At 38.1% G+C, this 22,240-nt stretch carries 30 protein-coding genes; 19 read left to right on the top strand and 11 right to left on the bottom strand.

Going from position 1 to position 22,240, the window contains the following annotated elements; genetic code table 11:
* The first annotated feature begins 3 nt into the window (after positions 1-3).
* The 6 genes from KS419_RS04820 to KS419_RS04795 all read left to right on the top strand — a co-directional run bounded on the left by KS419_RS04820 (position 4) and on the right by KS419_RS04795 (position 6,227).
* Complete coding sequence (locus tag KS419_RS04820) at positions 4-2,262, top strand: phage tail tape measure protein (protein ID WP_217064950.1); 2,259 nt, start codon at positions 4-6, stop codon at positions 2,260-2,262.
* A complete protein-coding gene (locus KS419_RS04815) occupies positions 2,259-2,615 on the top strand; it encodes a hypothetical protein (protein WP_217064949.1) in 357 nt (118 codons plus the stop codon). The genes KS419_RS04820 and KS419_RS04815 overlap by 4 nt, the downstream gene beginning before the upstream one ends.
* A gap of 67 nt (positions 2,616-2,682) precedes the next feature.
* The gene (locus tag KS419_RS04810; protein WP_217064948.1) at positions 2,683-4,608 is read left to right on the top strand and encodes a hypothetical protein; all 1,926 of its coding nucleotides are present in this window, start codon (positions 2,683-2,685) and stop codon (positions 4,606-4,608) included.
* Entirely contained in the window at positions 4,605-5,111 is a 507-nt protein-coding gene (locus KS419_RS04805) for a hypothetical protein (protein WP_217064947.1), read from the top strand. The genes KS419_RS04810 and KS419_RS04805 overlap by 4 nt, the downstream gene beginning before the upstream one ends.
* A complete protein-coding gene (locus KS419_RS04800) occupies positions 5,108-6,004 on the top strand; it encodes a hypothetical protein (protein WP_217064946.1) in 897 nt (298 codons plus the stop codon). Before KS419_RS04805 ends, KS419_RS04800 begins: the two co-directional genes overlap by 4 nt.
* Positions 6,005-6,023: 19 nt before the next feature.
* Positions 6,024-6,227, top strand: coding sequence for a hypothetical protein (locus KS419_RS04795; RefSeq protein WP_217064945.1), 204 nt, complete (start codon positions 6,024-6,026; stop codon positions 6,225-6,227).
* Between the two features lie 205 nt (positions 6,228-6,432).
* Here KS419_RS04795 and KS419_RS04790 read toward each other — a convergent pair whose 3' ends face one another.
* Both KS419_RS04790 and KS419_RS04785 read right to left on the bottom strand, forming a co-directional pair.
* Complete coding sequence (locus KS419_RS04790) at positions 6,433-6,987, bottom strand: Cthe_2314 family HEPN domain-containing protein (RefSeq protein WP_217064944.1); 555 nt, start codon at positions 6,985-6,987, stop codon at positions 6,433-6,435.
* Positions 6,988-7,060: 73 nt separating this feature from the next.
* Positions 7,061-7,237, bottom strand: a complete 177-nt coding sequence (locus KS419_RS04785; RefSeq protein WP_217064943.1) for a hypothetical protein — start codon at positions 7,235-7,237, stop codon at positions 7,061-7,063.
* 124 nt (positions 7,238-7,361) lie between these two features.
* Between KS419_RS04785 and KS419_RS04780 the strand changes: the two genes are divergently transcribed.
* From KS419_RS04780 to KS419_RS04755, 6 genes are all read left to right on the top strand, one after another.
* Complete coding sequence (locus tag KS419_RS04780; protein WP_217064942.1) at positions 7,362-7,826, top strand: hypothetical protein; 465 nt, start codon at positions 7,362-7,364, stop codon at positions 7,824-7,826.
* A gap of 59 nt (positions 7,827-7,885) precedes the next feature.
* Positions 7,886-8,446, top strand: coding sequence for a hypothetical protein (locus KS419_RS04775; protein ID WP_217064941.1), 561 nt, complete (start codon positions 7,886-7,888; stop codon positions 8,444-8,446).
* A 12-nt stretch (positions 8,447-8,458) separates the two neighbouring features.
* Complete coding sequence (locus tag KS419_RS04770; RefSeq protein ID WP_217064940.1) at positions 8,459-8,983, top strand: DUF859 family phage minor structural protein; 525 nt, start codon at positions 8,459-8,461, stop codon at positions 8,981-8,983.
* Between the two features lie 9 nt (positions 8,984-8,992).
* Positions 8,993-9,277 (top strand): hypothetical protein, encoded by a 285-nt coding sequence (locus KS419_RS04765; protein ID WP_217064939.1) that lies wholly within the window; start codon positions 8,993-8,995, stop codon positions 9,275-9,277.
* Positions 9,278-9,452: 175 nt separating this feature from the next.
* Positions 9,453-9,851: a phage holin family protein gene (locus KS419_RS04760; protein WP_217064938.1), complete on the top strand. Its 399-nt coding sequence runs from the start codon at positions 9,453-9,455 to the stop codon at positions 9,849-9,851.
* On the top strand, positions 9,844-10,830 hold the full coding sequence (locus KS419_RS04755; protein ID WP_217064937.1) for a peptidoglycan-binding protein: 987 nt from the start codon (positions 9,844-9,846) through the stop codon (positions 10,828-10,830). The genes KS419_RS04760 and KS419_RS04755 overlap by 8 nt, the downstream gene beginning before the upstream one ends.
* Before the next feature lie 38 nt (positions 10,831-10,868).
* Here the strand turns inward: KS419_RS04755 and KS419_RS04750 are convergent, their stop codons facing one another.
* The 6 genes from KS419_RS04750 to KS419_RS04725 form a co-directional block, all read right to left on the bottom strand.
* Positions 10,869-11,048: a hypothetical protein gene (locus tag KS419_RS04750; protein ID WP_217064936.1), complete on the bottom strand. Its 180-nt coding sequence runs from the start codon at positions 11,046-11,048 to the stop codon at positions 10,869-10,871.
* Between the two features lie 14 nt (positions 11,049-11,062).
* Complete coding sequence (locus tag KS419_RS04745) at positions 11,063-11,242, bottom strand: hypothetical protein (protein ID WP_217064935.1); 180 nt, start codon at positions 11,240-11,242, stop codon at positions 11,063-11,065.
* Positions 11,243-11,409: 167 nt separating this feature from the next.
* Positions 11,410-11,733, bottom strand: a complete 324-nt coding sequence (locus KS419_RS04740) for a YolD-like family protein (protein WP_217064934.1) — start codon at positions 11,731-11,733, stop codon at positions 11,410-11,412.
* 92 nt (positions 11,734-11,825) lie between these two features.
* Positions 11,826-12,461: a hypothetical protein gene (locus KS419_RS04735; RefSeq protein WP_217064933.1), complete on the bottom strand. Its 636-nt coding sequence runs from the start codon at positions 12,459-12,461 to the stop codon at positions 11,826-11,828.
* Positions 12,462-13,112, bottom strand: coding sequence for a hypothetical protein (locus KS419_RS04730; protein WP_217064932.1), 651 nt, complete (start codon positions 13,110-13,112; stop codon positions 12,462-12,464).
* Positions 13,066-14,274 (bottom strand): hypothetical protein, encoded by a 1,209-nt coding sequence (locus KS419_RS04725; protein WP_217064931.1) that lies wholly within the window; start codon positions 14,272-14,274, stop codon positions 13,066-13,068. Before KS419_RS04725 ends, KS419_RS04730 begins: the two co-directional genes overlap by 47 nt.
* A 244-nt stretch (positions 14,275-14,518) precedes the next feature.
* Between KS419_RS04725 and KS419_RS04720 the strand changes: the two genes are divergently transcribed.
* The gene (locus KS419_RS04720) at positions 14,519-15,133 is read left to right on the top strand and encodes a restriction endonuclease (RefSeq protein WP_217064930.1); all 615 of its coding nucleotides are present in this window, start codon (positions 14,519-14,521) and stop codon (positions 15,131-15,133) included.
* A gap of 125 nt (positions 15,134-15,258) precedes the next feature.
* Here the strand turns inward: KS419_RS04720 and KS419_RS04715 are convergent, their stop codons facing one another.
* Positions 15,259-15,480, bottom strand: a complete 222-nt coding sequence (locus KS419_RS04715) for a helix-turn-helix domain-containing protein (RefSeq protein ID WP_217064929.1) — start codon at positions 15,478-15,480, stop codon at positions 15,259-15,261.
* Positions 15,481-15,687: 207 nt separating this feature from the next.
* On the opposite strand from KS419_RS04715, the gene KS419_RS04710 reads away from it, so the two are divergent.
* The 6 genes from KS419_RS04710 to KS419_RS04685 all read left to right on the top strand — a co-directional run bounded on the left by KS419_RS04710 (position 15,688) and on the right by KS419_RS04685 (position 20,319).
* Positions 15,688-16,551 carry a ParM/StbA family protein gene (locus KS419_RS04710; RefSeq protein ID WP_217064928.1) on the top strand — a complete coding sequence of 288 codons (864 nt, stop codon included), beginning with the start codon at positions 15,688-15,690 and terminating at the stop codon, positions 16,549-16,551.
* On the top strand, positions 16,548-16,754 hold the full coding sequence (locus KS419_RS04705) for a hypothetical protein (protein WP_217064927.1): 207 nt from the start codon (positions 16,548-16,550) through the stop codon (positions 16,752-16,754). Before KS419_RS04710 ends, KS419_RS04705 begins: the two co-directional genes overlap by 4 nt.
* 117 nt (positions 16,755-16,871) lie before the next feature.
* On the top strand, positions 16,872-17,060 hold the full coding sequence (locus KS419_RS04700) for a hypothetical protein (protein WP_217064926.1): 189 nt from the start codon (positions 16,872-16,874) through the stop codon (positions 17,058-17,060).
* Positions 17,061-17,076: 16 nt separating this feature from the next.
* Entirely contained in the window at positions 17,077-17,466 is a 390-nt protein-coding gene (locus KS419_RS04695; RefSeq protein WP_217064925.1) for a hypothetical protein, read from the top strand.
* A gap of 82 nt (positions 17,467-17,548) precedes the next feature.
* Positions 17,549-17,992, top strand: a complete 444-nt coding sequence (locus KS419_RS04690; protein ID WP_217064924.1) for a hypothetical protein — start codon at positions 17,549-17,551, stop codon at positions 17,990-17,992.
* Entirely contained in the window at positions 17,974-20,319 is a 2,346-nt protein-coding gene (locus KS419_RS04685) for a type IV secretory system conjugative DNA transfer family protein (protein WP_217064923.1), read from the top strand. The genes KS419_RS04690 and KS419_RS04685 overlap by 19 nt, the downstream gene beginning before the upstream one ends.
* 251 nt (positions 20,320-20,570) lie before the next feature.
* Here KS419_RS04685 and KS419_RS04680 read toward each other — a convergent pair whose 3' ends face one another.
* Positions 20,571-21,149, bottom strand: a complete 579-nt coding sequence (locus KS419_RS04680; RefSeq protein WP_217064922.1) for a hypothetical protein — start codon at positions 21,147-21,149, stop codon at positions 20,571-20,573.
* A 1-nt stretch (position 21,150) separates the two neighbouring features.
* On the bottom strand, positions 21,151-22,155 hold the full coding sequence (locus KS419_RS04675; RefSeq protein ID WP_217064921.1) for a transposase: 1,005 nt from the start codon (positions 22,153-22,155) through the stop codon (positions 21,151-21,153).
* Positions 22,156-22,240: the final 85 nt, after the last annotated feature.

Here is a 22,240-nt window from a genome sequence, read left to right as displayed (position 1 = left end):
AAAATGGCAAGTGCTGGGCGAATAATCATTGATGCAATACTCAATAAAGATGGTGCAGAAAAAGGGATATCCGAATTACAAAAGTCATTAGAAGGCACTAGTGGCAAGATGAAAAGTGCAGGTAAGTCACTGACAAAAGGCGTCACCGTACCTCTAATGGGTGCAGGAGTAATGGCTGGAAAATTTGCAATAGATCAGGAAACGGCATTTGCTAAGGTTTCCACATTACTAGATGAATCAACTACGGACTATGAACAATACAAGAAAAAAATACGTGAATACTCAACAGATATGGGGATGGCATTTGGGGAATATTCAGAGGCGGTTTATCAATCGATCTCTGCAGGCGTTGAACAAGGAGAAGCCATTGAATTTGCAGGAAAAAACGCCAAACTTGCAAAAGGTGGATTTACTGACATCACTACTGCGGTAGATCTGACAACAACTGCATTAAATGCTTATGGGTTAGGCATAGAAGATACTGACCGCATACATGATATGTTAATCAACACCCAAAACCAAGGGAAGACCACGGTAGACGAACTTGCGGCCAGTATGGGTAAGGTCATCCCTACCGCAAAAGCAAATGGCGTATCAATGGAACAACTTTCCACAGGATATGCCGTCTTAACGAAAAATGGTATTGCCACAGCGGAAGCCGGAACATACATGAATGCCATGTTTGGAGAATTGGGTAAATCCGGAACAAAAACGGACAAGATTTTAAGAGATAAATTAGGTAAGTCGTTTTCCGAATTACAAGCAGAGGGAATGGACACTTCGGAAATTCTTCTGTTTCTACAAGGAGAAGCAGAGGAAAGTGGTTTAGCGTTATCGGACTTATTTGGATCTGCTGAAGCTGGAAGAGCTGCCCTTACAATGATAGGTGATGGCGGGGAAGACTTTAACAAAATCTTATCTTCAATGGGCGACAGTGCCGGATCCACCGAAGAGGCATTTAACAAAATGAATGATACTACTGGCGAAAAAATGAAACAAACATGGGTACAGATACAGAATACTCTTGCTGGGATAGCTGAAGCTTTCTTACCTGTCTTTGCTCAGATTATCGAGGTGATCGGTAAAGTAGTAGAAAAATTCAGTTCCCTGTCTCCTACATTCCAGATGGTAATAGTAATAGTTGGTGCGGTGGCTGCTGCCATTGGACCGTTAATTTGGGTTGTTGGGTCACTTATTGGTGCTGTATCTAAAATACTTCCTTTATTGCCTATGGTAGGGAAAGCCTTGGCTGTGTTAACAGGTCCGATAGGTATCATTATTGCTGCTATTGGCGCTCTAATTGCTATATTTGTTTATCTATGGAATACGAATGAGGATTTCCGTAATGCTGTCATTGAGATATGGGATAAGATCAAAGAATACTTTTTTATTGCATTAAATTACATTAAAGATATAGTGGACAAAGTCATTTCTGACGTAATGGAGATTGTTAGGGATACACTTGATAAGGTTCGTAAATTTTGGGACGAACATGGGGAATCCATTATGGCTATTGTAAATATGTTTACAGAGATTGTCTGGCATCAAATAAAGATGGTGCTGGGACTTATTGTAGACATCTTTAAAACAGTCTGGCCAATTATCAAAAATACAGTAAAAATAGCGTGGGAGCTTATAAAGACGATTATAAAGACTGGTATTGATTTAGTTCTAGGTATTATCGATATTGCCATGAAGTTATTGAAGGGTGACTGGGAAGGCGCATGGAACGCCATAAAGGGACTAGCTGAAACAATCATGAAGAACATTATTAATTTCTTCAAAAATATCAATCTAGTACAAGTTGGTAAGGATATCATCCAAGGACTAATAAACGGAATATCAGGCATGATCGGGAAAGTTAAAGATACCGTTGGGAATATAGCCTCTACAGTCTCAAACGGCATTAAAGGATTTTTTGGGATTTCTTCCCCCTCTAAATTAATGATGGAGTACGGTGGAGATCTCGGAGATGGATTGGATATAGGGATTGGGAAGAAGTTAAAAGATTTAGAGAAGACATCTTTAGATATGGCCCATGCAGCATTACCTGAGATGAAAACAACGACGATAGATTTTATTAGATATTTAGATAATCACTCCAGTACAGACGGTACGGAGGAAACTGCAAATAAAAATATAGAAGTAAATGTAAACGCCGGAACAATTATCGCGGATCGTCAGGGATTAAAGAAATTAGAACGCATGTTAAGGTCAATTAGAATCGAAGAAGATAATCGTTTAGGGGTTGATAGTCCATGATTAAGTTAGGAAGAAAAAATCAAGAAGAAGAACTTAATAAGGGGATTATCACACTAGGTGAAGAGGACATTGAAATATCTCGAGAAGACAGGACCGCATCCGGAAGATTAGTCAGAGATATTATCGCAATAAAAAAGAGGTTTTCTTTGAGTTACGGTGTTTTGGAGGGAGAAGACCTAGAACAATTAAGTAGATTGTATAATTTACAAGTACCTTTGAATTTGATTATAGAAAGAGAAAGTGGTTCAAATGATTCTTACGAAGTTGTATTTCGACCGTTTGCTCGATCAAATTTTTTGCGAACTGGAGAATGGTACTGGCGAGGAATTTCAGTAACATTAGAGGAGGTCTAACATGCTCCCCTCTACAATGCTTTATAAACAAAAGGTTAAAGACACGGTAAGACGTTGGAGGGGTCGTGTGCAGATTGATTACACGGACCCTTTTTTGGATCAGTCGATAACGATTACGACGAATGAAGAGAATAACAGCTTGCCGGAACAAACGGCAAACGGGGTTTATGACCCATCCTATAAGTTTGCAGCACTAGATGGAACGTGGGATTTGGAGGATGGGTCATATGCGTTGATGGCTGATGATGGATCTGATCAGGTGGGATGGTGGGGGAATTCGTTGTCCGATGAAAATGGAGAGTTTGCAGAACCTTATCCAATGATAACGATGAGTTTTTTCTCCCGTCCTATTAATCGTTTGAGGGCGGTAGGTGATTCTCAGCGTGAAGAGTGGCCAGTGGACTTTACAATAACGCTATATGATGCAGAAGATAACGTTTTGCATCAAGAAGTAGTGACGGACAATGACCGGATACACTGGACGAAAAATATCACTCCTGTGAGTGCTGTTGTCAAACTGGAGCTACAGGTACACAAATGGAGCCATCCTGGGCGAGTGGTTAAAATCTTAGAACTCTTTACATCGATACGTCAAACTTATGAAGGGGACGATATCTTTTTAATCTCCCTGCAGGAGGAAAGGGATATCCCTGATGGGAGCTTACCAATCGGGAATATTAGCGCGAATGAGATTGAAATTAGGTTAAATAACATTGACCGTCGTTTTGATGCAGGAAATGAAAGTAGCGTCCTATACCAGTTGTTAAAGGCGAACCGACGGATACAGGTGTGGGTTGGATTGCAGTTACTTGATAAACCGGGGTACTTGGTAGACCCTAAACAGGATATTAGTGGTCACGCAGTGGATCCACAAGCGACGATATCAAAAGATGCCCCGATAGCTGAGCTGTTTAACTTTTTGTTTGGAATGGATTTTGAGTACACAGAATCCGTCGAATGGCATCCATTAGGGACGTTTTGGAGTGGGGACTGGTTGGTACCGGAAAACGAGGTTTGGGCCCACACGACTGGTCGGGACCGTTTGGAGTTGTTACGAAAAACAACATTTTCTATCAGTCAGATAATTCAAGATACGAACCTTTATGAGATTGCGAAAATCGTATTGGAGGATGCTGGGTTAAGGGAGGATGAATACTGGATTGATGAGGAATTGCAAGAATTTGAGATTCCTTATTCGTGGTTTGAACCAATTCCCCATCGGAGAGCACTGAGGATGATTGCGGAGGCTTGTCTTGGACAAGTTTATCAGGACAGGCAAGGGGTTGTGAGGGTGGAAGGACCGAGTTTTTTACGGGACGAACGAACGCAGTCTCAAACGTACTTATCACGGGATGACTACTTTGACAAAGATCAGCCCATCGCATGGAGTGAGATTGCGAACTATATCGAGGTCCAGACCAACCCGTTACGCCCATCGCCGACCGTTGAAGAGGTATATGTATCGAATGAACCTGAAAGCATCGAGGCGGGGCAAAATCGGACGATTACGGTGTATTATAATGAGCGCCCTGTGTTGGATCCAACGGCTAGTATTGACGGCACAGGGTCTATCGCTAACGTAAATTATTATGCCTGGGGAGCAGATATTACGGTTACTTCTTCTATTTCAGGGGAGTTTACGTTAAAAGTGGAGGGGAGACCTTTACGGGTACTTAACCGAGAGCGTATTGTACGCCAGGATGCGGAAAGTATCCAGGACAACGGAAAAATAGATTATGAGTTTCCCGACAATCATTTAATCCAACGGAGGGCTACAGCTCAGCGGATTGCAGAGGGTCTGTTGATTTTTAGTAACCCAAGGCGGGACATTAAGTTAAATTGGAGAGGAGATCCCACATTAAGTCTTGCGGACCGGTTTACGGCACCTGATTTTAAAGATTTAAACGATGCCGATTTCCACGTCATCTCTCAGTCACTGGAGTATGATGGGGGTCTCACAAGCACCATCAAGGGAAGGAGGGCGCCAGATTGATTGAATATCGAGAATCGGGGATATGGTTGGCAACATCATTTCGACCTCGAGATCACATTGTAAATAACGGACCGTTTTATTACATGCACGAATTTTGGTCTGAGATTATCGGCCCCACCACTCCGAGCATGGTGGATGTGTATCGGAGAGAAATAAATTTCATTTCGAGGGGAATGGATTTGATGAATATAGAGATGTACCAACGGAACCACCGTTTGGAAGAGTATACGTTAAAAAAGGATGGGGCGCCTCTTGTTTTAGATGGCGTCATTCTTGTTTTTAAAGTCGAAGGGGTCTTGGAAAAAACGATTGGAAATGGGATTAAAGTGTTGGATGACTCCGCCGGAATGATTGAAATCGAAATTACTGCTGAGGACACCGATAAAGCGGAGGGTACTTATCCAACAGAATTGTTAGTGCAAGACATTGCCACGAGACGATACACGGTTGAGACAGGTCGATTTAAGATTATGAAAAGTATAGTGAAAGAGGTGATCGCATGAGCCAAGGAATTTATGCAGAACAATTAATCTATGCAGAACAAATGTATAATGAGTTTTTAACCATGAGGCAAAAGCTAGGGGAGATTGTTGCTGCACTAAACGATTTAGGGGTGGATGTTAATAACTTACCGAGTGTCCAGACGGTCGATGGCGAAGTGACCATTGCTAATCTTCCAGATACCCAGACAGTCGATGGCGAAGTGAACATCGGCAACCTTCCTAGTGTTCAAAATGTATCAGATAGTCAAATAGAGTTCGTCATTGCTGCCATCAATGAGTTACAAACGGTCGCGGAGGATTTAAGATCCCGTCTAGATACAACCTTACAGGTCAGTGACGAGGACATAAGCTCCAAAATCAGCATCCTCGAAAACCTGATACAAGGGATTGTGGACGGGACAACAAAAGTGCAGACAGAAACCCAAGTAACTGGGAGTAATCTTGAAGAAAGTGAGTCTTTAAAAATTAGAAGTAGAAGCACGGAAACTTCTAGTATATTACCAAGATCAATCCGCAAAAATTCTGCGACCCCAATAGTGATTACTCCTCCAGAGGGTGCAAAAGGAATAATCATGGTACACACCGTACACGGAATAAGTGGTACATTTAACAGCAATCAAGGTTTTAGATTGAGGATGTTTATTGTAGATAGTTTATCAATATATCACACATCTCATGCCGCATTTACAAACTGGACTACTCTACCATCAGGACAATCATTGCAAATGATCAGTTTTTATCCGACCGCTCAAGGCGAAACATCAGAGAGTCAACAACGTCTGCATGTGCCAATCTTACCTTATCCACGCATACGGATAAATTTGGACATTTCTGGTTTATTTGAAGGGGTGCAAGGAGTAGACAGTGAATTAAATGCACATTGGATATTTTAATTGAAAGAAGGTGAAAATATTGATATTTCCTGTTAATCTAAGTGATTTTGAAAATTTGAGAGATCAAGGGAAAACAGTAATTTATAAAGAAAGCACTGAATTTGTAGATCATATGGAAGGCTGGACATTTTGGAGTAATCGTAAAACAGAAGACGAGGAAATTTTTATTTATCGTAAAATAGTAACTTTTGAAGAAGCGGAACTATACGAATTAGAACGATAAGAAACCCAACTAACTCATAGGCTCGGTATCTTGGAATACAAAAACACCCTAGGAGGTGTATTTTTTGTCTAAAGATTTTACGGTGAAGTGTAATCAATCTGGCTAAAAACAGGGTCTATATACTCCAGTGATAAAATACTGGTTTCTATAGGTCCTGTTGGAGATGATGGCGCAAATATCGAATGTTCGCATTGCGAAAATAAAATTAGGATAAACGAGTACTAGCTAAAGTAATATGCAATCCAGTAATTTCAATTACTGCACTGTAGATCAATTCAAACTGTTTATCCCTCTGGAGATATAGATTTTCTTCAGGGTGTTTAATTTTAGATTTCTTAAAGGATTCAATAGTTTGTAATACTGCAGGCTGAAAAGGTGACACAAAATACCATTGATGATTAACTCTAACGATATTTCTGTGTTTAATATAATTACAGAAATCATCCAGATAAACCGAATCTTCTTTCAGCTTAACTATTTTCATTTTTAAAGCATAGTCATCTACATCATTTATGATTTTTTTAAAACTAACGTCATAATTAGGTATTTTCAGTTCGTATTTTTGATTAATCCATTGAGCGATTATATCTAAAATAGAATGAAGCGTACTCATCATAGCTGTAAATTCCATAGCTGAAACATTGAATTCTTCATAATTTGTTATATTGTTCATGCCGGCACGCTCACTCATTATTTTGTGGTAGTGAGCTGCTCTTACTTTAAAACGGAGCGCATCTTCTACATCTTTGAGGTTATTCATGTTAATCAGTCCTTTATAAGAAAGATCCTCACAATGAATGAAGTCTGTGGGGATCTTTCAACATCATAGTATTTTATTGCTGTTCTTTTTGAATAGCATCATACTTTTCTAGTGCTTTTGCTGTCATTTCAGCGTTGAGTTTTATCATTGTTTCATAAAGTTGGTAAGTCTTTTCATCTTTTACATCTTTTATTGTTGCCATGTATTCATCAACAAGTTCAGTTGCTATTTTACTAAATTTGTAATCCATAATTATCACCTCCTATATTCTATGTAATTCAACAAATCTTTTTACATTCCTACAAATAATTGGAATAAATAAGAGGCTTTCCAATTATTACAACGAATTATATATTTTAAAAGGAGGGGTTGTTTTGGACGATAGAACAAAAAATATAGGATCAAAATTTATCGAAAGGTTTAAGAAGATTAATGATCCAATAGCAAGAATTGTAACGGTGCATCTTTTTACTGAAAGTTGGCTAAACAAACTGTTGGAAGAAAAAACTAAAACCTCAGGGCAATTAAAAGAATGGAATTATGCTTCAAAATTATTAATGGTATTTAACTTAAACCTAATAGAAGAGGCACTTTATAAGAACCTCAAGATATTGAATGGCATACGTAATGGATGTTCACATAATTTAGATTTTAATTTCGAAAATATAAATTTGGATGATTTTAGTTTAAAACCTATAAAAAACAAAATCCCTAAAGAAGTTAGGAAGAACTTAAATTCTAATACATTAGATGAAAAATTTTTAATAATAAGCTATATAACTTTTGGATGGTTGCACAACCATTGCACACTAGAATTAAAAATGAACCTAAATCTTTAAGTTTGATTAGATCAAGCTCACTTCGGTGGGCTTTTTATTTTGAAGGTAGGTGATGATACATGGCTTACGAACCGAAGATTTGGGGACCTACAAACAAATTCCCTGCCATTTCTGATTTTAATCGGATCGAGCAGGGGCTTGCGGACGCTTTTCAGTCGATTGGTCAAAAGCTGTCCACCTCTCAATTTACTGGTCAAAGTGTACTAGATAAATTAAAGACGGTCCACGGCCATGGGTCCGGTCTAAATGCAGATTTGTTGGATGGGTATCACGCCAGTGCGTTTGCTCGCCTGACAGGAGCAGAGTTTTCCGGGACCCTAGGAGCCATCTCTGGTAATGCGACAGCTCTAGAGTTGAGTGCCATAAGAGGTGGAAACCGCACCAATAAGATGTCATTGATAAAAAATGGGTCGGTTAATAACTATGAGTGGGCGCTGGAGCTAGACACAGGCGCTAACAACCGGGACTTTTGGATCCGCGCCTCAAGTGGCGGGAGTATACGGTTAAATGTAGATGGTGACATACGTGTTGGTGGCAGGAGTGTCCACACAGGCAATATCAGTTACGGCACATCCAACCCTAGTGGTGGAAGTAATGGAGACATCTACATCCAATACTAGGAGGGGTAAGTGATGGCAAGTGGGACGATAACCGGAAGTTACACCAGAACGTATTACCGCATTGAAATCGAGTGGACATCCACTCCTGATGTAGATAATAACCGATCCAGTGTTACGGCTAGGGTCTACCTCAGGATAAGGGATTCTGGTCGATTGAACTTTAGCGCAAACAAAAATGGGAACACAACGATTAACGGTAGCTCCAGCAATTGGTCCTATGGCAGTGGCGTAAATGGAGGTGCAGGTCGCTACTTATTACACACAAGGACGATCAACGTCAGTCACGATAGTGATGGAAAAAAGAGGTGCCGTTTTGATGCATGGTTTGATGTTAACGTCACGTTAAGCTCCGGATGGATGGGTCGTTTATCTGCTGGTGGTACAGTGGATCTCGATGATATCCCTCGAGGGGTTAACTGGATCCGCGCATCAGGTTCATGGCGAAAAGGACAAAACTGGATCCGCGCATCAGGCTCATGGCGAAAAGCTATCGCAGTGTGGGTGCGTGCAGGAGGCTCATGGCGTAGATCAAAATAGGAGGATTATATGTCTATTAAAAGAGAAATACAATCAAGGCTGGTAGAGATAGAGGCAGAAATGTACAGGCTTGATCAAGAGGCTGCACAACTGAGGGCAAGCCTTGGTGCGCTGGATATGTACGAAATGGAATTACAGGCAGAAAAAGAAGAGGCTGAGTTAACGGAAGATCCGGAAGGTCCGGAAGAAACTACAGAAGAAATAGCGGAGGAAAATATTAATGATGTAGATCAAGATCCAGTACCAGAAGGTGAAGAAGAGAATGTGGAATATCCACCGGAAACGGGGAAATAGGGTATTTTTTTTATGTCTCAATCAAGGGTGGTGTGTATGGATGACGGAAAATTTATAATCGGATGTTGTTGGGGATTGATACTGAGCGTACCGTTGTGGTTGTTGATGATATGGGTTGTTAAGTCCTTCTTGTGAGGGGCTTTTTATTTTTAAAAAGAGAAGGGAGAAAAATTAAATGTTAGAAACGATTATTAAATTTGTCGTGGCGGGTGCTGCAGCTCTCGTTACCTTTATGTTTGGGGGCTGGTCGCATTTGTTAGGACTATTACTGGCGTTTGTTGTGTTGGATTATGTCACGGGGTTGATTGCTGCTTATGTCAAAGGTGCTCTAAAGAGCGAGATTGGACTTAAGGGTATAGCTAAAAAAATCTTTATCTTTGCCATCGTGAGTGTGGCTCATTTGATTGACCAGGCATTAGGACAAGAGCAAATTATATTTAGTGCGGCCGTGTTTTTCTACATTGCGAATGAGATTTTAAGTATCACGGAAAATGCCGGTAAAGCTGGAATACCAGTGCCAGAGCAAATTAAACGAGGGGTCGAAATTTTGAAAGGGGAGAAGAATCATGAGTAAAAAATTAGTTGCATTAGGTCATGGTCCAGACCGTAACGGAGGTTGGGATCCTGGGGCGGGGGGGAACGGGACTACCGAAGCCGATTGGCTAAGGGGTCCTTTTTTAACGTCATTAAAAAAGTATGCGGACAGTAGCATTGATTTTTACGAGCAAAATATGTTTGCTAATCGGGATGCTCAACGTGTTAATGGGTATAGCGAGATCATCGAGTTACACTTAGATGCTCCATCTACAGTAGGCGGAGGTCATATCATCATCCACTCTAGCAAAACACCAGATGCAATGGACAAAAGACTAGGTGCTATGATTGATAAGCACTTTGGTTTACGTGGCGGAGTGATGTTTAGCAAACGAAACAACTTGCTAAATCTAAATGTGTTTAATAACCGTCGCATCCCGTACCGATTGTGTGAGCTAGGATTTATCACTAGCAAGGCAAACATGGATCACTTTAAAGCCAATTATGACCAAGTGGCCAAAGATCTGATTGAGGCTATTTTAAATAAAAAAGTAGTAGACAAGCCTAAGCAAACCAACAACAAACCTAAACCAGCACCATCCACAGGATTGATCCGCAAAGGGGACAAAGGAGACAATGTCCGTATTTTACAAAATAAACTACTAGCAGCCGGGGAACGCTTGCCTAGGTTTGGAGCAGACGGACGTTTTGGTGACGAGACGGAGGATGCCGTTAAAGCTTTTCAGGCGCGACGTAAAATCAAAGTTGATGGTATCGTAGGACCTCAAACGTTAGCAGAGCTTGCAAAAGTGTTACCAAAGTACTCTCGTTTGTTATCAAACAGGTCTCCTATGTTACAAGGCAACGATGTACGAGCTGTACAACGGGTAGTAGGTGCAACTGCAGACGGTTTTTATGGTCCGATATCTGCCGATGCTGTAAAGTCTTATCAGCGCAAAAACAAGTTAAAAGTGGATGGTATTGTCGGTCCACAAACTTGGAGTCATATGTTTGGATAAAACAAAAGCAGGGGTTTAATCGCCCCTGCCTTTTTATCCTATTTATTCTCAATAACTTCCATTGTTTTTATCGCGTCAGTAAAAACAAGAAATCCATCTCCAGTGATGAAAGATCGCCCGTAAAGGTAAGTTACTTTCTTTCGTGGATCTATGTTGGAATCGAAACAATTCTTTCTTCCATCGTTATATACAATTTTAACCAGGTACTTTTTCTCCAAAGGAATCACTCCAATTAGCTACAGTTAAGACCTTCTAAATCACTAACCACCTCATTCGCCTTATAGATAAGACAATCGATCGTAATCTTGTTTTGAAAATTTATGTAAATGGCCATGTTGTCAGTGTAAGGATCAAAAACTCCCTTCAAGTACTCTACTATGTCCACACCAGTTGCATTTAACCGTAAATCCAAAGATTGGTCCTCTCATGGTTTCACCCTTTCAAAGATAGGGATACATAATGAAAAGAGTTACAAAACGTGCAATGTAACCCTTATTGTAGGAGGATAGCAGTAGTATGACGTACTGCTCCTGTATTCAATATATCATCAAAATAATGGATAAATATTGTAAAAATGTGTCAAATTATAGAAGTTATGTTTTCTATTGGAATGTACTCGATCTCATCTTGATCGTTTATGACATGTAGTCTCTTTGTCACAGGATCTACAAACTGTACTCTTCCAGTAAATTTCTCATAAAATCCGTTCTTCCAGTACTTGAAGGTAAGATCATTCTGATATTCGAGTGATTCAGCAATAATAAATTCATATTCTTCTAACTGTTGTAAATCAACTTCTGGTTTAGGTTGCTTTCTTTGTCTATACTCAAGATCCCTAAGCATCGCAACATGTTCTGGTAGCATCATAGCTGTCCATTTGATTGTTCCACGGTCACGGTTCATATTTTAGCTCCTCATATTAAGAACGTATGTTCTTATTGTGTTCAAAAAGAAAATGTCCATTTATGGACATAGGGATAACTTATATTATTACTCTAATTAGGTGTTTTATCAAAAATACTGAGAAACAAATCACTTGTTTCTAATAGTTTCTTTAAATTATATTCAATGTATTCATTTACGCGCTGATTAATTAATAATTGACCGATTGATTTGGTTCTTGTTAATAAATTAATACTCTTGTGAAGGTGGTAATGTTTTTCAAACTCTAAGTTTTCACTTAACTTAAGCGGCAAATCCGCATCTATTTGATTAATGTGTACCATAATTCCTTCAATTATTTCATTATTTCCTTTTGATATTTCAGCGGATATGCTATGGAATCCACCTTCTACCCTTTTCAACAGCTCATTAAGTTTTTTAATGTTTTCATAGTTATTTTTAATTTCATTATAAGTTCTATTATAAATATTTCTCTGTGTATTATTTTTGTTTTGGATCTCCATATCAAAATGTGAATTAGTTTGAGATACTGCTATTTTGTATGCAATAAAGCCACCGATAAAGCTTCCAATAACAGTTCCAAGTATTCCTAATATAGCAGTTAATAATGTATCAATGGGTCTAATTAATAATCCTGGGAAAAGATACATAAAAATAAATAATGAAGAAACAATGCCTATACTAAAACCCCAACTTACACAAACATAATACATAAAATTTGATTTCATTTACATATTAATCTCCCTAAATGCTTGTTTAAAATCCTCGACTGCACCATTAATAGGATTGTTGTTTTTGTCAAAATTTTCTTCAATGGCGAGAGTGATATCAATTCCTTTTAGGTTATCCCCTTCATCTACATTAAGTCTGGATTCTAAATTTCTATTTAAAGATGAAGGGGATTCGAACTTTAAATGATCAGGCAACCCTTCTAGAGCTTGAAGAGTAGAATTAGGATCATGTTTCTGTACTGATCGTGATGTATTTGGAATAACGATTCCATCTTTTAATTTAAACAACACTTTAATATAAGGTTTAATTGTTTTTAACTCATACACAGTTTCACATTCATCACAAACAAGTGTCATTTCATTTATATTCTCAAAGTAAACCCTACTACTATGGCAAGAAGGCCTTGAGCACTCAAAATAAAATAATGTGTCAAATAAACCATCATCACCAGTTAGAAACATAAACAGTTTAACACTTTCATTTACAGTTATATTGTTGTCTAAAGCAAACTTGTATGGACTATGATAAATCATACCAGTCTTTACTGTTTTCCGAATAAAGCTATCTACAGATCCGATTGTTACTCCTGAAAACAAATCTTCAATCTTCATTTTCCTGAAAATACTTTCTAATTTTTCGTAGTACAAATTCCTCCTTCTCCTTTCTATCTGGGCCTCTCATCTTATAGTAATAATGAGTTATTAAAGCATCACTTCTTGCTTCGAACCTCACATCAACATACTTTGGTTCTTCATCATCCGGTTCTGAGAGGTACCAAAAAAATCCTGCTTCGTACATTTCGTTATTCTTAAATATTAGTTCTTTTAAATGCCAATAAACCTTTGATCCATAAATTGGGCTTCTATTTTCCGTTCTAGAGGACGCTCGCGTAAATTGACCTTCTCGAAAAATAAAACGGAAAACCCATCCACTTCTAAACATTGTATTTGCACATCTTTGAGCTATTTCTTGAAAGATCACAGATTTTATTTGTTGTATATAATCTTCGTTACATGGCAAATCTTTTTCAGTTAGAAAATCCTTTATATCATTATCTGTTGATGGTGGGACTTCTGAATTTAGTATTTCTTCGGCTTCTGAACTTAGTTCTTTAAATAAGGTAGAAATTAACTTTTTTGGTGTTTCTTCAGAAAAACCTATTACATTTAAACCGAGTTGTTTAAAGAAATCATAGTTACTTTCTTCTTGCCCATTTAAGATTTCTTTTAAACTAGAAATAACATCCATTGGATCGTCTTCATAATTTTCTAACAAGTTGTAATTAAATTTAATTATAATTAAATTTCCTTCTAAGTCTATTGTAACACCACAGAAGAGATTTTGGTGTGAGTTGTCTATAAATACTGTCCCGACTTTAAATAAAAGGTTTATTGATTTAGGTATATCATTTTCTTTTTCAATCCTTGTTGTACATAACACCATTGTCTCATTGGATATATTGTGCGTTAGTAGTTGATCTGTTAGAAATTCATCCTTATATTTTTCGAAAAACTCAGTTACTTCGGTTAAGCAGTGGCGATCTTCAAAACAAATCTCATCATATTCATATATATAATGCCAATTGTTGTTAGAATAGAATAATTGATCATAAAGAAAAGTATCTAATTGATTAATGGAAAAAGATTCTCCAGATCTTAATTCCTGATCAATCATACGCTTTATAGGGATGTATAAATCCTGATTTTGATTACGTTGAATCCGTACTGATCTTTTTTTTACTTCGTACTGTCGAAAAAATGCTTCAAAATCCTTTTTAAAAATATTTCTTAGTGTCGATAGTGATAACAAAATATTCTCCCCCTATATAGAATGGTTTATCCAGAATATATTTTGCAGTACTATTAAGAGTCCCACAATTATATGTGTGCCTTTTTCTGTATTTTCAACAATTTTTTTATGTATATAATTTGTATTCTCTAGTATCTTGGTAAATCCTTCTAAAAAGTATAAATTTTATGAAATTTTTCATTATTATCTCTTTTTCAGTTTATTTCAACACTTTTTTGAAAATAATGTGATTGAGGTGATGGAAATGGGAGCACTACAAATAGCAGCTGTCATTATTTTGTTAGTCGCATCAGTCCATTTATGGATTGTAAATACCAAGAATAAAAAGCTGTTTTCGATGGTTTCAGATCAAATTAAAGGAAATCAAGATGTAAGAAGAACACTTGCTATGGGTTTATACAGTCGATTTAGGAAAAAGGAATATGACAAGGAAGGTAACCCTATAGATGAAAAGCTAAGTGAGATGTTTCTAAGGGAAGAGCCGCATGACTTCGAAGATTTTGTGGCGAGAATTTACGAAAGATTGTATGGTGGGAGTGCCTGTGTAACTTCTGGGTCTGGTGATTATGGTGTTGATATTGAACATCGTATCGGTGATAAAGTGGTTTATATACAAGTGAAATGTGAAAAAAGCAACCAACCCTTTGATCCTATTGCGAAGGTACACTCAAATATGGTTAAGCACGGTGCTGATGCTGGAATTGTTGTTAGTGTGTCTGATTTTACAGAGAATGCAAAGAAGTACGCTGAAGGAATAAACGTTGAACTGATTAATGGTGTTCAGTTAGTAGATATGTGGATCAAGAGTCTACAAACAGAAAAGGAACAAATTCAATTACTCAACCCAGAGAACATATAGTGTATTTGCCCCTATTAGGGGTCTTTTTTTGTTCTAAAGTCTTCTGTTCCGCGTATGAATATAGTAATCATAAAATTTCGCTTATAGCGTAGCGAAGGCAAGCGGTAGCGAAATTTGAGATTCCTCTAATTTGCCTCATTCTCTATCATCACCCAGACCTCATCGATCTTCATTTCCAGTTCTGCCAGAATAGCATATGTATACTCAAAAGAAGGCAGCCGCTTACTGTTAATAATTGCACTCAAAGTACTTGATCCTATCCCCACTTTTTCCGCAAATACCCCATGTCTTATATCCTTCTCCGCTAAAATCACTCGTAATCTACATTTATAACCCCTAACCGACATCTCAATCACCTCTATCAATGCTTTTCTATACTCATTTCTTTTTTCCTTCAAAAAAAGACCAAGCTAAATAAATATTTTTTTCGATGGACGAGATAAGTTAGACAATCACTACCTCATATGTATTAACAATCGTATATACAGTTCCAACTTGGAACCGACATTTTATATACGGTTGTATATACTTCGAAGAAAGGAGAGTGATGATCAATGATTTTTGGAGTGGATCCAGGTAACTATCAAAGTAAGCTAATGGGGTCGAATGGGGAATTTATGATACCTTCAGATGTTGCACCGTACAGTGAAAATTTACTTGGTGAAGAGACGTTTGGAACACACGATTTAATTGTGGAGTACGAAGGAAGGAAGTATTTTTTTGGAACGCTGGCACAGTTTGAAAACGAATTTAGTGAGTTTGGGGAAACAGCAACGATGTTCGGTGATACGAAAGCTCACACCGATGCCAAAATTAGAATCCTGGTCATGTTAGCTCAACAGGAAATCCTCGGTAACGTGAAGTGTATTGTTGGCCAGCCAGTAAAAAAACACAATAATGAGGAAAAATCCAAGATCAAACAAATGCTTATCGGTCACCACAGAATAACGATCAATGAAACCACCACACAATTTACTATATCTGATGTTGGTGTTGCAGCTGAAGGGGCATCGGCATACTGGGCAATCCCTAAGAAAGTAAGAGACCGATATCCTACAATTAGAATCATCGACATCGGTAGTGGAACATCCAACTTAATTACCATCCATGACGGTAAGCTAATCAAAAAAGGTTCTGATACCTTTAACTTCGGTACAAACACGGTATCTTCTAATATCGAAGATTTGGCGATGGCTAATGTCCGTGCTACAACAAAACTACGGTGGAGACGTGATGATGTTGTATTTATTTGTGGCGGTAGTGCATTTGAGGCGTACAACGTCATTTCGGACTATTACCAAAACACTCATATTATTAGACCGCGTATAACTACGGAAAACTTAGTGTCAAAAGAATTACACCCTGTTTTTGCAAACTCTGTTGGAAATTACGAAATTGCCCGGAGGTTATTCCGATGAGAAAACCTCGACTAGTGAGTTTTAATCTGGAGGATGAGCAGGAGAAAAAACTATTTGAGTTTACGTACACCTTTAATTTTTCGAAACAAGTAAAAAGATGGTTGTATGCTGAGATGAACAAAAAAGATGGAGTGCAAATTGTGGAGAATGCACCCCAGGTAGACAACAATGATTTGGAAGATGTGTCTTCCTTTTTAGAATAATACAAGTGTTGCGGTACCAATAGCAGCACCTACGATAAATGCAGTGATAAACATGTACGGTCACCTTCTTTGTAATTAGTTTTTTCTTATTTTGGATCAGAAGGGAGTTTATTATGTATGGAAAATGAAGTTTTTTACATCACTTACGAAGAAAAGGATAGTGGGGTAGGTATTACTATCTTTGAGAGTGTTGTATTTGCTTTAGATGCTGCCGCAGATGGTCATGTGTTTTTTGGAGGGGTTGAAACAACAGAATCTAACCTAGAAACTGCCACGCAATATGTTTTATATATGCTATCTGAATAAAGGGAGGTTTATAAAGGTGGGAAGAACTACAACTATGTCAATCAGCGAGTTTATGAACAGGGATGTACGTCGAGCACTTCCGTCCGAAATGAAAAACCGTAAAGATTTAAAATTTATGAGTGTGGCCGGAGGAATTTGGCTAGTGTTAGCACCTCAAGTAGCAGGTGCTCAAGCGATTGAAGAAGATGGCACGATGTCCTTTGATCGTGTGGTAAAAGACTTTTTCCGTATTGTTGATTGGCTCCTGGTAGGTGTGATCGTTTTTGCTGGCGCATCATGGATGTTCGGTAACAGGACAAAAGCAATCGAAATGCTAATAGGTGGGTCCAGTGGGTATTTAATCGCCCGTCACTCGTTGCAGATAAAAGATTGGCTAGCAGATCTTACTCCTGACGGGAGGTTGTAACCATGATGACAAAACTCATGTTGATCTATTGTTTAAACGTTATCTTACGTCGATGGTACGAACATGAGAGGGGGAAACTTCCGTGGCCGAACACTACACGATGACATTTCGACGCGCAAGCGATTATGAACCATTAATCCAAGTGACGAACGAAAAGGGGTTTTTCGAAAAAATATATGATGAATCATATATCCTTAACGACAAGTACAGAAGTGATGTGCATCAAAGCATCAAAGACTGGTGGGATAACTTAGGGAGTATAGATAACTATAATCCAGAGGGGACAGAGACCATACCTGGACAAATGATGAGCAACTTTTGGGATTCGATGTGGGAAAGCCTTCAATATCATATTGGGAACGGATTAACTACGACTTATGAAGCACTATATAGCATAGCTCCAGAGATATTGACATGTGTAACCATCCTATTTGGAGTGACGGTGATGGTCACAGGCATGTTTAAATTCTTATCTTACTACGGAATTGCTATTACTGGAGGTGTCCTATGGATAATCTTCGGGTGATACCGTGGCGTAAATTCTTTGAGGTCAATAAAAATGAAATGATCACATATGAGATCATCCCTCGTACCGGAGTAGTAAATGGTACCAATCAAAAGATGTGGCGGTTGCTCCATAAGATGTATGAGGTTAACAGCAGCGTTAGATCTCGATTAACTTTTGATAAAGAAAATAAAAAGGTCTATTTTCGAGAAAAGGACCTTATCTGGTACGACATTGTGTACCGTAATAATAAGGTCCAGTTCTACCTCTCCACGACTAGTATATGGCATAAGAAGTTAAAGGATACTTTTGAAAATAAGTTGAAGGTGAAGATGAAAGAGGTGGATCGGAAAGAATTAGAAGTCCCTGCAGAATCAGATATCTACGAATTACGGTACCGAGATCACGACATCTTTAGTCAAAATACGGATGCCAATGATCAGTCTACTCCTATCGCTACTCTGTTAAGTGTATCAGAGGATATGGAAAAGGGAGATTACGCTCGTTTATCTATTAGTAGTGACGTCATGGAGCATGATAAGTGGCTCAAAATCTCATCATATGCAAAGGAAAAGCTTGATAAGGGTAAAAGGATTCACAGGGCCCGGTTATCTCCTAAGGTAGCCGGAAGGGCTTTATCCAGTGGAGTTATTGGCTTTATGAATGAAGTATTTAGTCTTATTCAAGATACGATAACAGCCTTTGAAAATACCTTATTCGCTGGTTACAAAAAGGATAATGAGAAGGCTAAAGAAAATAAGATCATTGACCGGCCACTCCTGTTCGAGCAAAAAGTGGGTAAGGATCCATCCACCAAGAAGCTATATGATCGAGTTTTCAGGAGCAGAGTAAGAGTTGCAGCACACTCAGATAATAACCTAAGAAAACAACTTATTGGAAATGCACTATCTAACGCTTATGGAGAGATAGGTCATGATAACGAACTTGAGCCAGTGAAGATTAATTTAAAAGGTAGGAAAGAGACTGTCAGAAGGGAAATGAATGATCTTAAGCTATCTCAGCGCACATTAAATGACCCTGATGTGAACCTGGTTAGTGTAAGAGAAATAGGGAAAATGACGCAATTGCCGACTAGGGAGCTACAAGAGAAATATAAAGACGTTTTAAATGTAAATAAGAACATTGAAACAAAAGTATCATCTACACTCAAAAAAGGTGGTCTAGAGTTAGGTACACTAGAAACAAAAGAAGGAAATGAGATTGTTTACTTTCCGACATCTAACCATGATGAATTATGTTTACCTCATGTTGTCATAGGCTCCATGGGATCCGGTAAGACGGAAGGATTCGGAGCTACACACATGGTCGAGATGGTGAATGCTGGGTATGGTGCCCTTGGAATCGATCCAAAAGATTATCAGATTAGAAGACAACTAGAGGCAGGATTACCAGAGGATAAGATTGTTAAAATTGATGTAGGAAAAACTCCAATTTCCTTAGACTGGCGCGAGGTGTTTCATTCGGATAACAGTAACAACAAGCTAGCCAATGCTGTTTTATCCTTTTTCGAATCAGTTGTGGATGACGGTACCGGAGCACAAACGGCTCGATATATCCGTGCTGCAGTAATGGGGATGAAGACTGGCAAACTATCTGAGATTATTCAGATATTAGAAGATAAAGAGTATACCAAGGAGGTAGCTGAGGGGTTAAACAACCCCATGCACAAAAACACGTTACTGGACCTATGCAATATGAGTGACGGAAAGAGAGGGCAAGTATTAGCGCCGATCTATAACCGTATGGATACGATTCTAGGTGATGATTATCTAAATCAATGTATGGAAACAGACGAGGGTATTGATTTTGTGGAGCTCATGAGTAAACCGCAGGCCATTATCATTGATGTGCCAAAATCCGAGCTGGATAAAACTCAGATACAACTTATCGTTAATCTTATCACTACAAAAATAGATCTGGCCATGTCATTACGTGAGGAAAAGAATCGATTTCCTTTCTCTATTGTTTACGACGAACCACACCAATTTATAAAGAGTGCTAAGACGTGGAAGAATGCGGTAGTTGAATCTCGATACTGGAGAATGAAATATGTGTTTATGTTCCACTCATGGGAACAGATACCGCGAGATCTTGCAGAGATCATTAAAGCAGCTGGTGCCAATTACACGCTCTATCCATCTTCAAAGAAAACATACCAGGACCTTAAAGAGGAGATATCTCCCATCACAGTAGAAGAAGCTCTCAGCCTTAAAAAGTATCATGCTATTAATGTATTAAGAGTAGGTGGTGAAGCACAAACTCCATTTGTAATCCATATGACCCCGCCACCAGATAAGAAGAAACCAAAAAAAGCAGCTAATTGTTAAATGGGGCAGAAATGGGGTAGAATTTAACTTGAATTAAAAATAAATTATCCTAACCTATCAAATCAGTCATAAATAATTGCAAATACAACACAATTAATCAAAACAGACTTTATTCAAAAATAGCTTAACCATCGGATTCCTAAACTGTAGGTCGGAGGTTCGAATCCTCTAGGGCGCGCCAATTTAAACATGAATGAGACACACTACTAGTGTGTTTTTTTTTTCTTAGACGGAACAACTAACACAATAAGTTAGTTGTTCTCTCTCCATCTCTTTTCAATGTTGATTAAATATGCATTTGGGTCTCTCTTAAATCTTCTCTGTTTAGTATGTTCAGAAATTCGTTTCGTCCATGTGGACGATTCTTGTTGATAGCGATCATATGGTACATTTTGTATTGCTTGTAATGCACAGCTTTCCTGTTTGGTGTTGTCGGCAAATACAATATTTTCTCCATGTCTTATGATGTAACGGTTCCATGTTCTACTACCTGTAATCCGTCGGTGTTTCTGCTTGGTTCTTCTAAAAAACAATTCTAAATCATTGTTTGTTCTTGGAATAAGAGTGTTATCATAACAGGCAAACAATCCCTTCCAGAACCCTTTACTGTAATTTAATAAGTTCTCTAAAAACGGTCTGTCACACTCATTCTTCAAACTAGATTTAATCTGATTAAGGTAATGTCCTAACCTTTTTTCCACCCAGTTACTTGTTTTATTATCAGAAGGCTCCATAATTGTAGCGATTCTCTGAAATCTGGTATACCAACGACAAACAAGCTCATAATCTTGTTGAAAATCTTCAAAATGACTGATTATTCTGATAAGCATTTCAAGTAGAGTAGTCCCCTTTTTTATCTCGACATTTTTCCATCGAGGTCTTTATAGCTTTTGAACGTTCATATACTCTCATTCCAGGTAAGTCAAAGGGAGGCTTTCCATCATCAAGAAGTACAGAACGAATAGCTGCGATATAGTCCTCAGCTATTTCTGCTTCATGTGTCTTGGTGCCCATTTGATCTATTTTTCGTTCTACTGCACGTATACCACGTAGCTTCTTTTTAATATTTGTTTTTAATTTGCGGTCTTTCTCAACCAATGGTTTGGCAATATCCTTAAAGTAATGGAACTGGCAGTATTGATAAGGAATAGTAGGAGCTAATTTTTCGATAGCTAATCGAATAGATTGTTGTCCGTCACTTACAAATGCCTGGATCGGAAATCCCCAATCCATTACAGGCTTAATTAACTCCATTAACTCTGTTGAGGCACTACTTTTAAGATTTTTCGCTGCTAAGACTGTACCACTTAGAACTTCGCGGATGACATATAATGTTTCATTTCCTTTCTCTGGCTGTACGCCATCAATGGAAAGAATAATCCCACCATGTTCTTTTACAACGTGATTTAAAATACCTTCGGCATTTTCTTTAGCATTTGCACGAAGTAATAATGCATATCTCTCATATAATTTCTGAACTTGCCTGTCAGAGATTTTTACTTGTTTTTCGTTTAATATCTCCATAATTTCTGTTCGGGTTTTATGTTCTTGAAATCTCAAATATCCAATATTGGCAATGACATCCATACCATACGTAATATGTTTCATACTTATATGTTCAGCTTGTGCCGACCGATAGGTCGTATCATTTGAACATGTTTCGTTATCACACCGATAACCCAAGTTAATAACTTTAACTTCACCCTCTAAGGTTGAAATTGTTTTTCTCCATACAGGATGGCAATAAACTAATTTCTCACTACACTTAGGACAGTGAGTTATTTCAGGCTTATAGTATTTAGAATCTTTAGCTTCTAGTCGATTTTTTGTACGCATAAATAAACACCAACTCTTATCTTTTATAAGTCTATTATAACCCATAAATTCATTTGGTGTTATTTATTCCACCCAAGTTTTTTTT

Source organism: Evansella tamaricis (assembly GCF_019042215.1).
Lineage (GTDB): Bacteria > Bacillota > Bacilli > Bacillales > Salisediminibacteriaceae > Evansella > Evansella tamaricis.
This window is presented reverse-complemented; position numbering and strand designations above follow the sequence as displayed.

Bases quoted from the DNA above. Each gene is read 5' to 3' on its own strand.
- KS419_RS04740 (WP_217064934.1), bottom strand. From the start codon at position 11,733: ATGAACCGTGACCGTGGAACAATCAAATGGACAGCTATGATGCTACCA.
- KS419_RS04685 (WP_217064923.1), top strand. From the start codon at position 17,974: ATGGATAATCTTCGGGTGATACCGTGGCGTAAATTCTTTGAGGTCAAT.
- KS419_RS04765 (WP_217064939.1), top strand. From the start codon at position 8,993: ATGTCTATTAAAAGAGAAATACAATCAAGGCTGGTAGAGATAGAGGCA.
- KS419_RS04705 (WP_217064927.1), top strand. From the start codon at position 16,548: ATGAGAAAACCTCGACTAGTGAGTTTTAATCTGGAGGATGAGCAGGAG.
- KS419_RS04785 (WP_217064943.1), bottom strand. From the start codon at position 7,237: ATGGATTACAAATTTAGTAAAATAGCAACTGAACTTGTTGATGAATAC.
- KS419_RS04735 (WP_217064933.1), bottom strand. From the start codon at position 12,461: ATGAAATCAAATTTTATGTATTATGTTTGTGTAAGTTGGGGTTTTAGT.
- KS419_RS04715 (WP_217064929.1), bottom strand. From the start codon at position 15,480: ATGTCGGTTAGGGGTTATAAATGTAGATTACGAGTGATTTTAGCGGAG.
- KS419_RS04790 (WP_217064944.1), bottom strand. From the start codon at position 6,987: ATGAATAACCTCAAAGATGTAGAAGATGCGCTCCGTTTTAAAGTAAGA.
- KS419_RS04800 (WP_217064946.1), top strand. From the start codon at position 5,108: ATGAGCCAAGGAATTTATGCAGAACAATTAATCTATGCAGAACAAATG.
- KS419_RS04760 (WP_217064938.1), top strand. From the start codon at position 9,453: ATGTTAGAAACGATTATTAAATTTGTCGTGGCGGGTGCTGCAGCTCTC.
- KS419_RS04815 (WP_217064949.1), top strand. From the start codon at position 2,259: ATGATTAAGTTAGGAAGAAAAAATCAAGAAGAAGAACTTAATAAGGGG.
- KS419_RS04755 (WP_217064937.1), top strand. From the start codon at position 9,844: ATGAGTAAAAAATTAGTTGCATTAGGTCATGGTCCAGACCGTAACGGA.
- KS419_RS04720 (WP_217064930.1), top strand. From the start codon at position 14,519: ATGGGAGCACTACAAATAGCAGCTGTCATTATTTTGTTAGTCGCATCA.
- KS419_RS04675 (WP_217064921.1), bottom strand. From the start codon at position 22,155: ATGCGTACAAAAAATCGACTAGAAGCTAAAGATTCTAAATACTATAAG.
- KS419_RS04680 (WP_217064922.1), bottom strand. From the start codon at position 21,149: ATGCTTATCAGAATAATCAGTCATTTTGAAGATTTTCAACAAGATTAT.
- KS419_RS04775 (WP_217064941.1), top strand. From the start codon at position 7,886: ATGGCTTACGAACCGAAGATTTGGGGACCTACAAACAAATTCCCTGCC.
- KS419_RS04700 (WP_217064926.1), top strand. From the start codon at position 16,872: ATGGAAAATGAAGTTTTTTACATCACTTACGAAGAAAAGGATAGTGGG.
- KS419_RS04710 (WP_217064928.1), top strand. From the start codon at position 15,688: ATGATTTTTGGAGTGGATCCAGGTAACTATCAAAGTAAGCTAATGGGG.
- KS419_RS04820 (WP_217064950.1), top strand. From the start codon at position 4: ATGGCAAGTGCTGGGCGAATAATCATTGATGCAATACTCAATAAAGAT.
- KS419_RS04770 (WP_217064940.1), top strand. From the start codon at position 8,459: ATGGCAAGTGGGACGATAACCGGAAGTTACACCAGAACGTATTACCGC.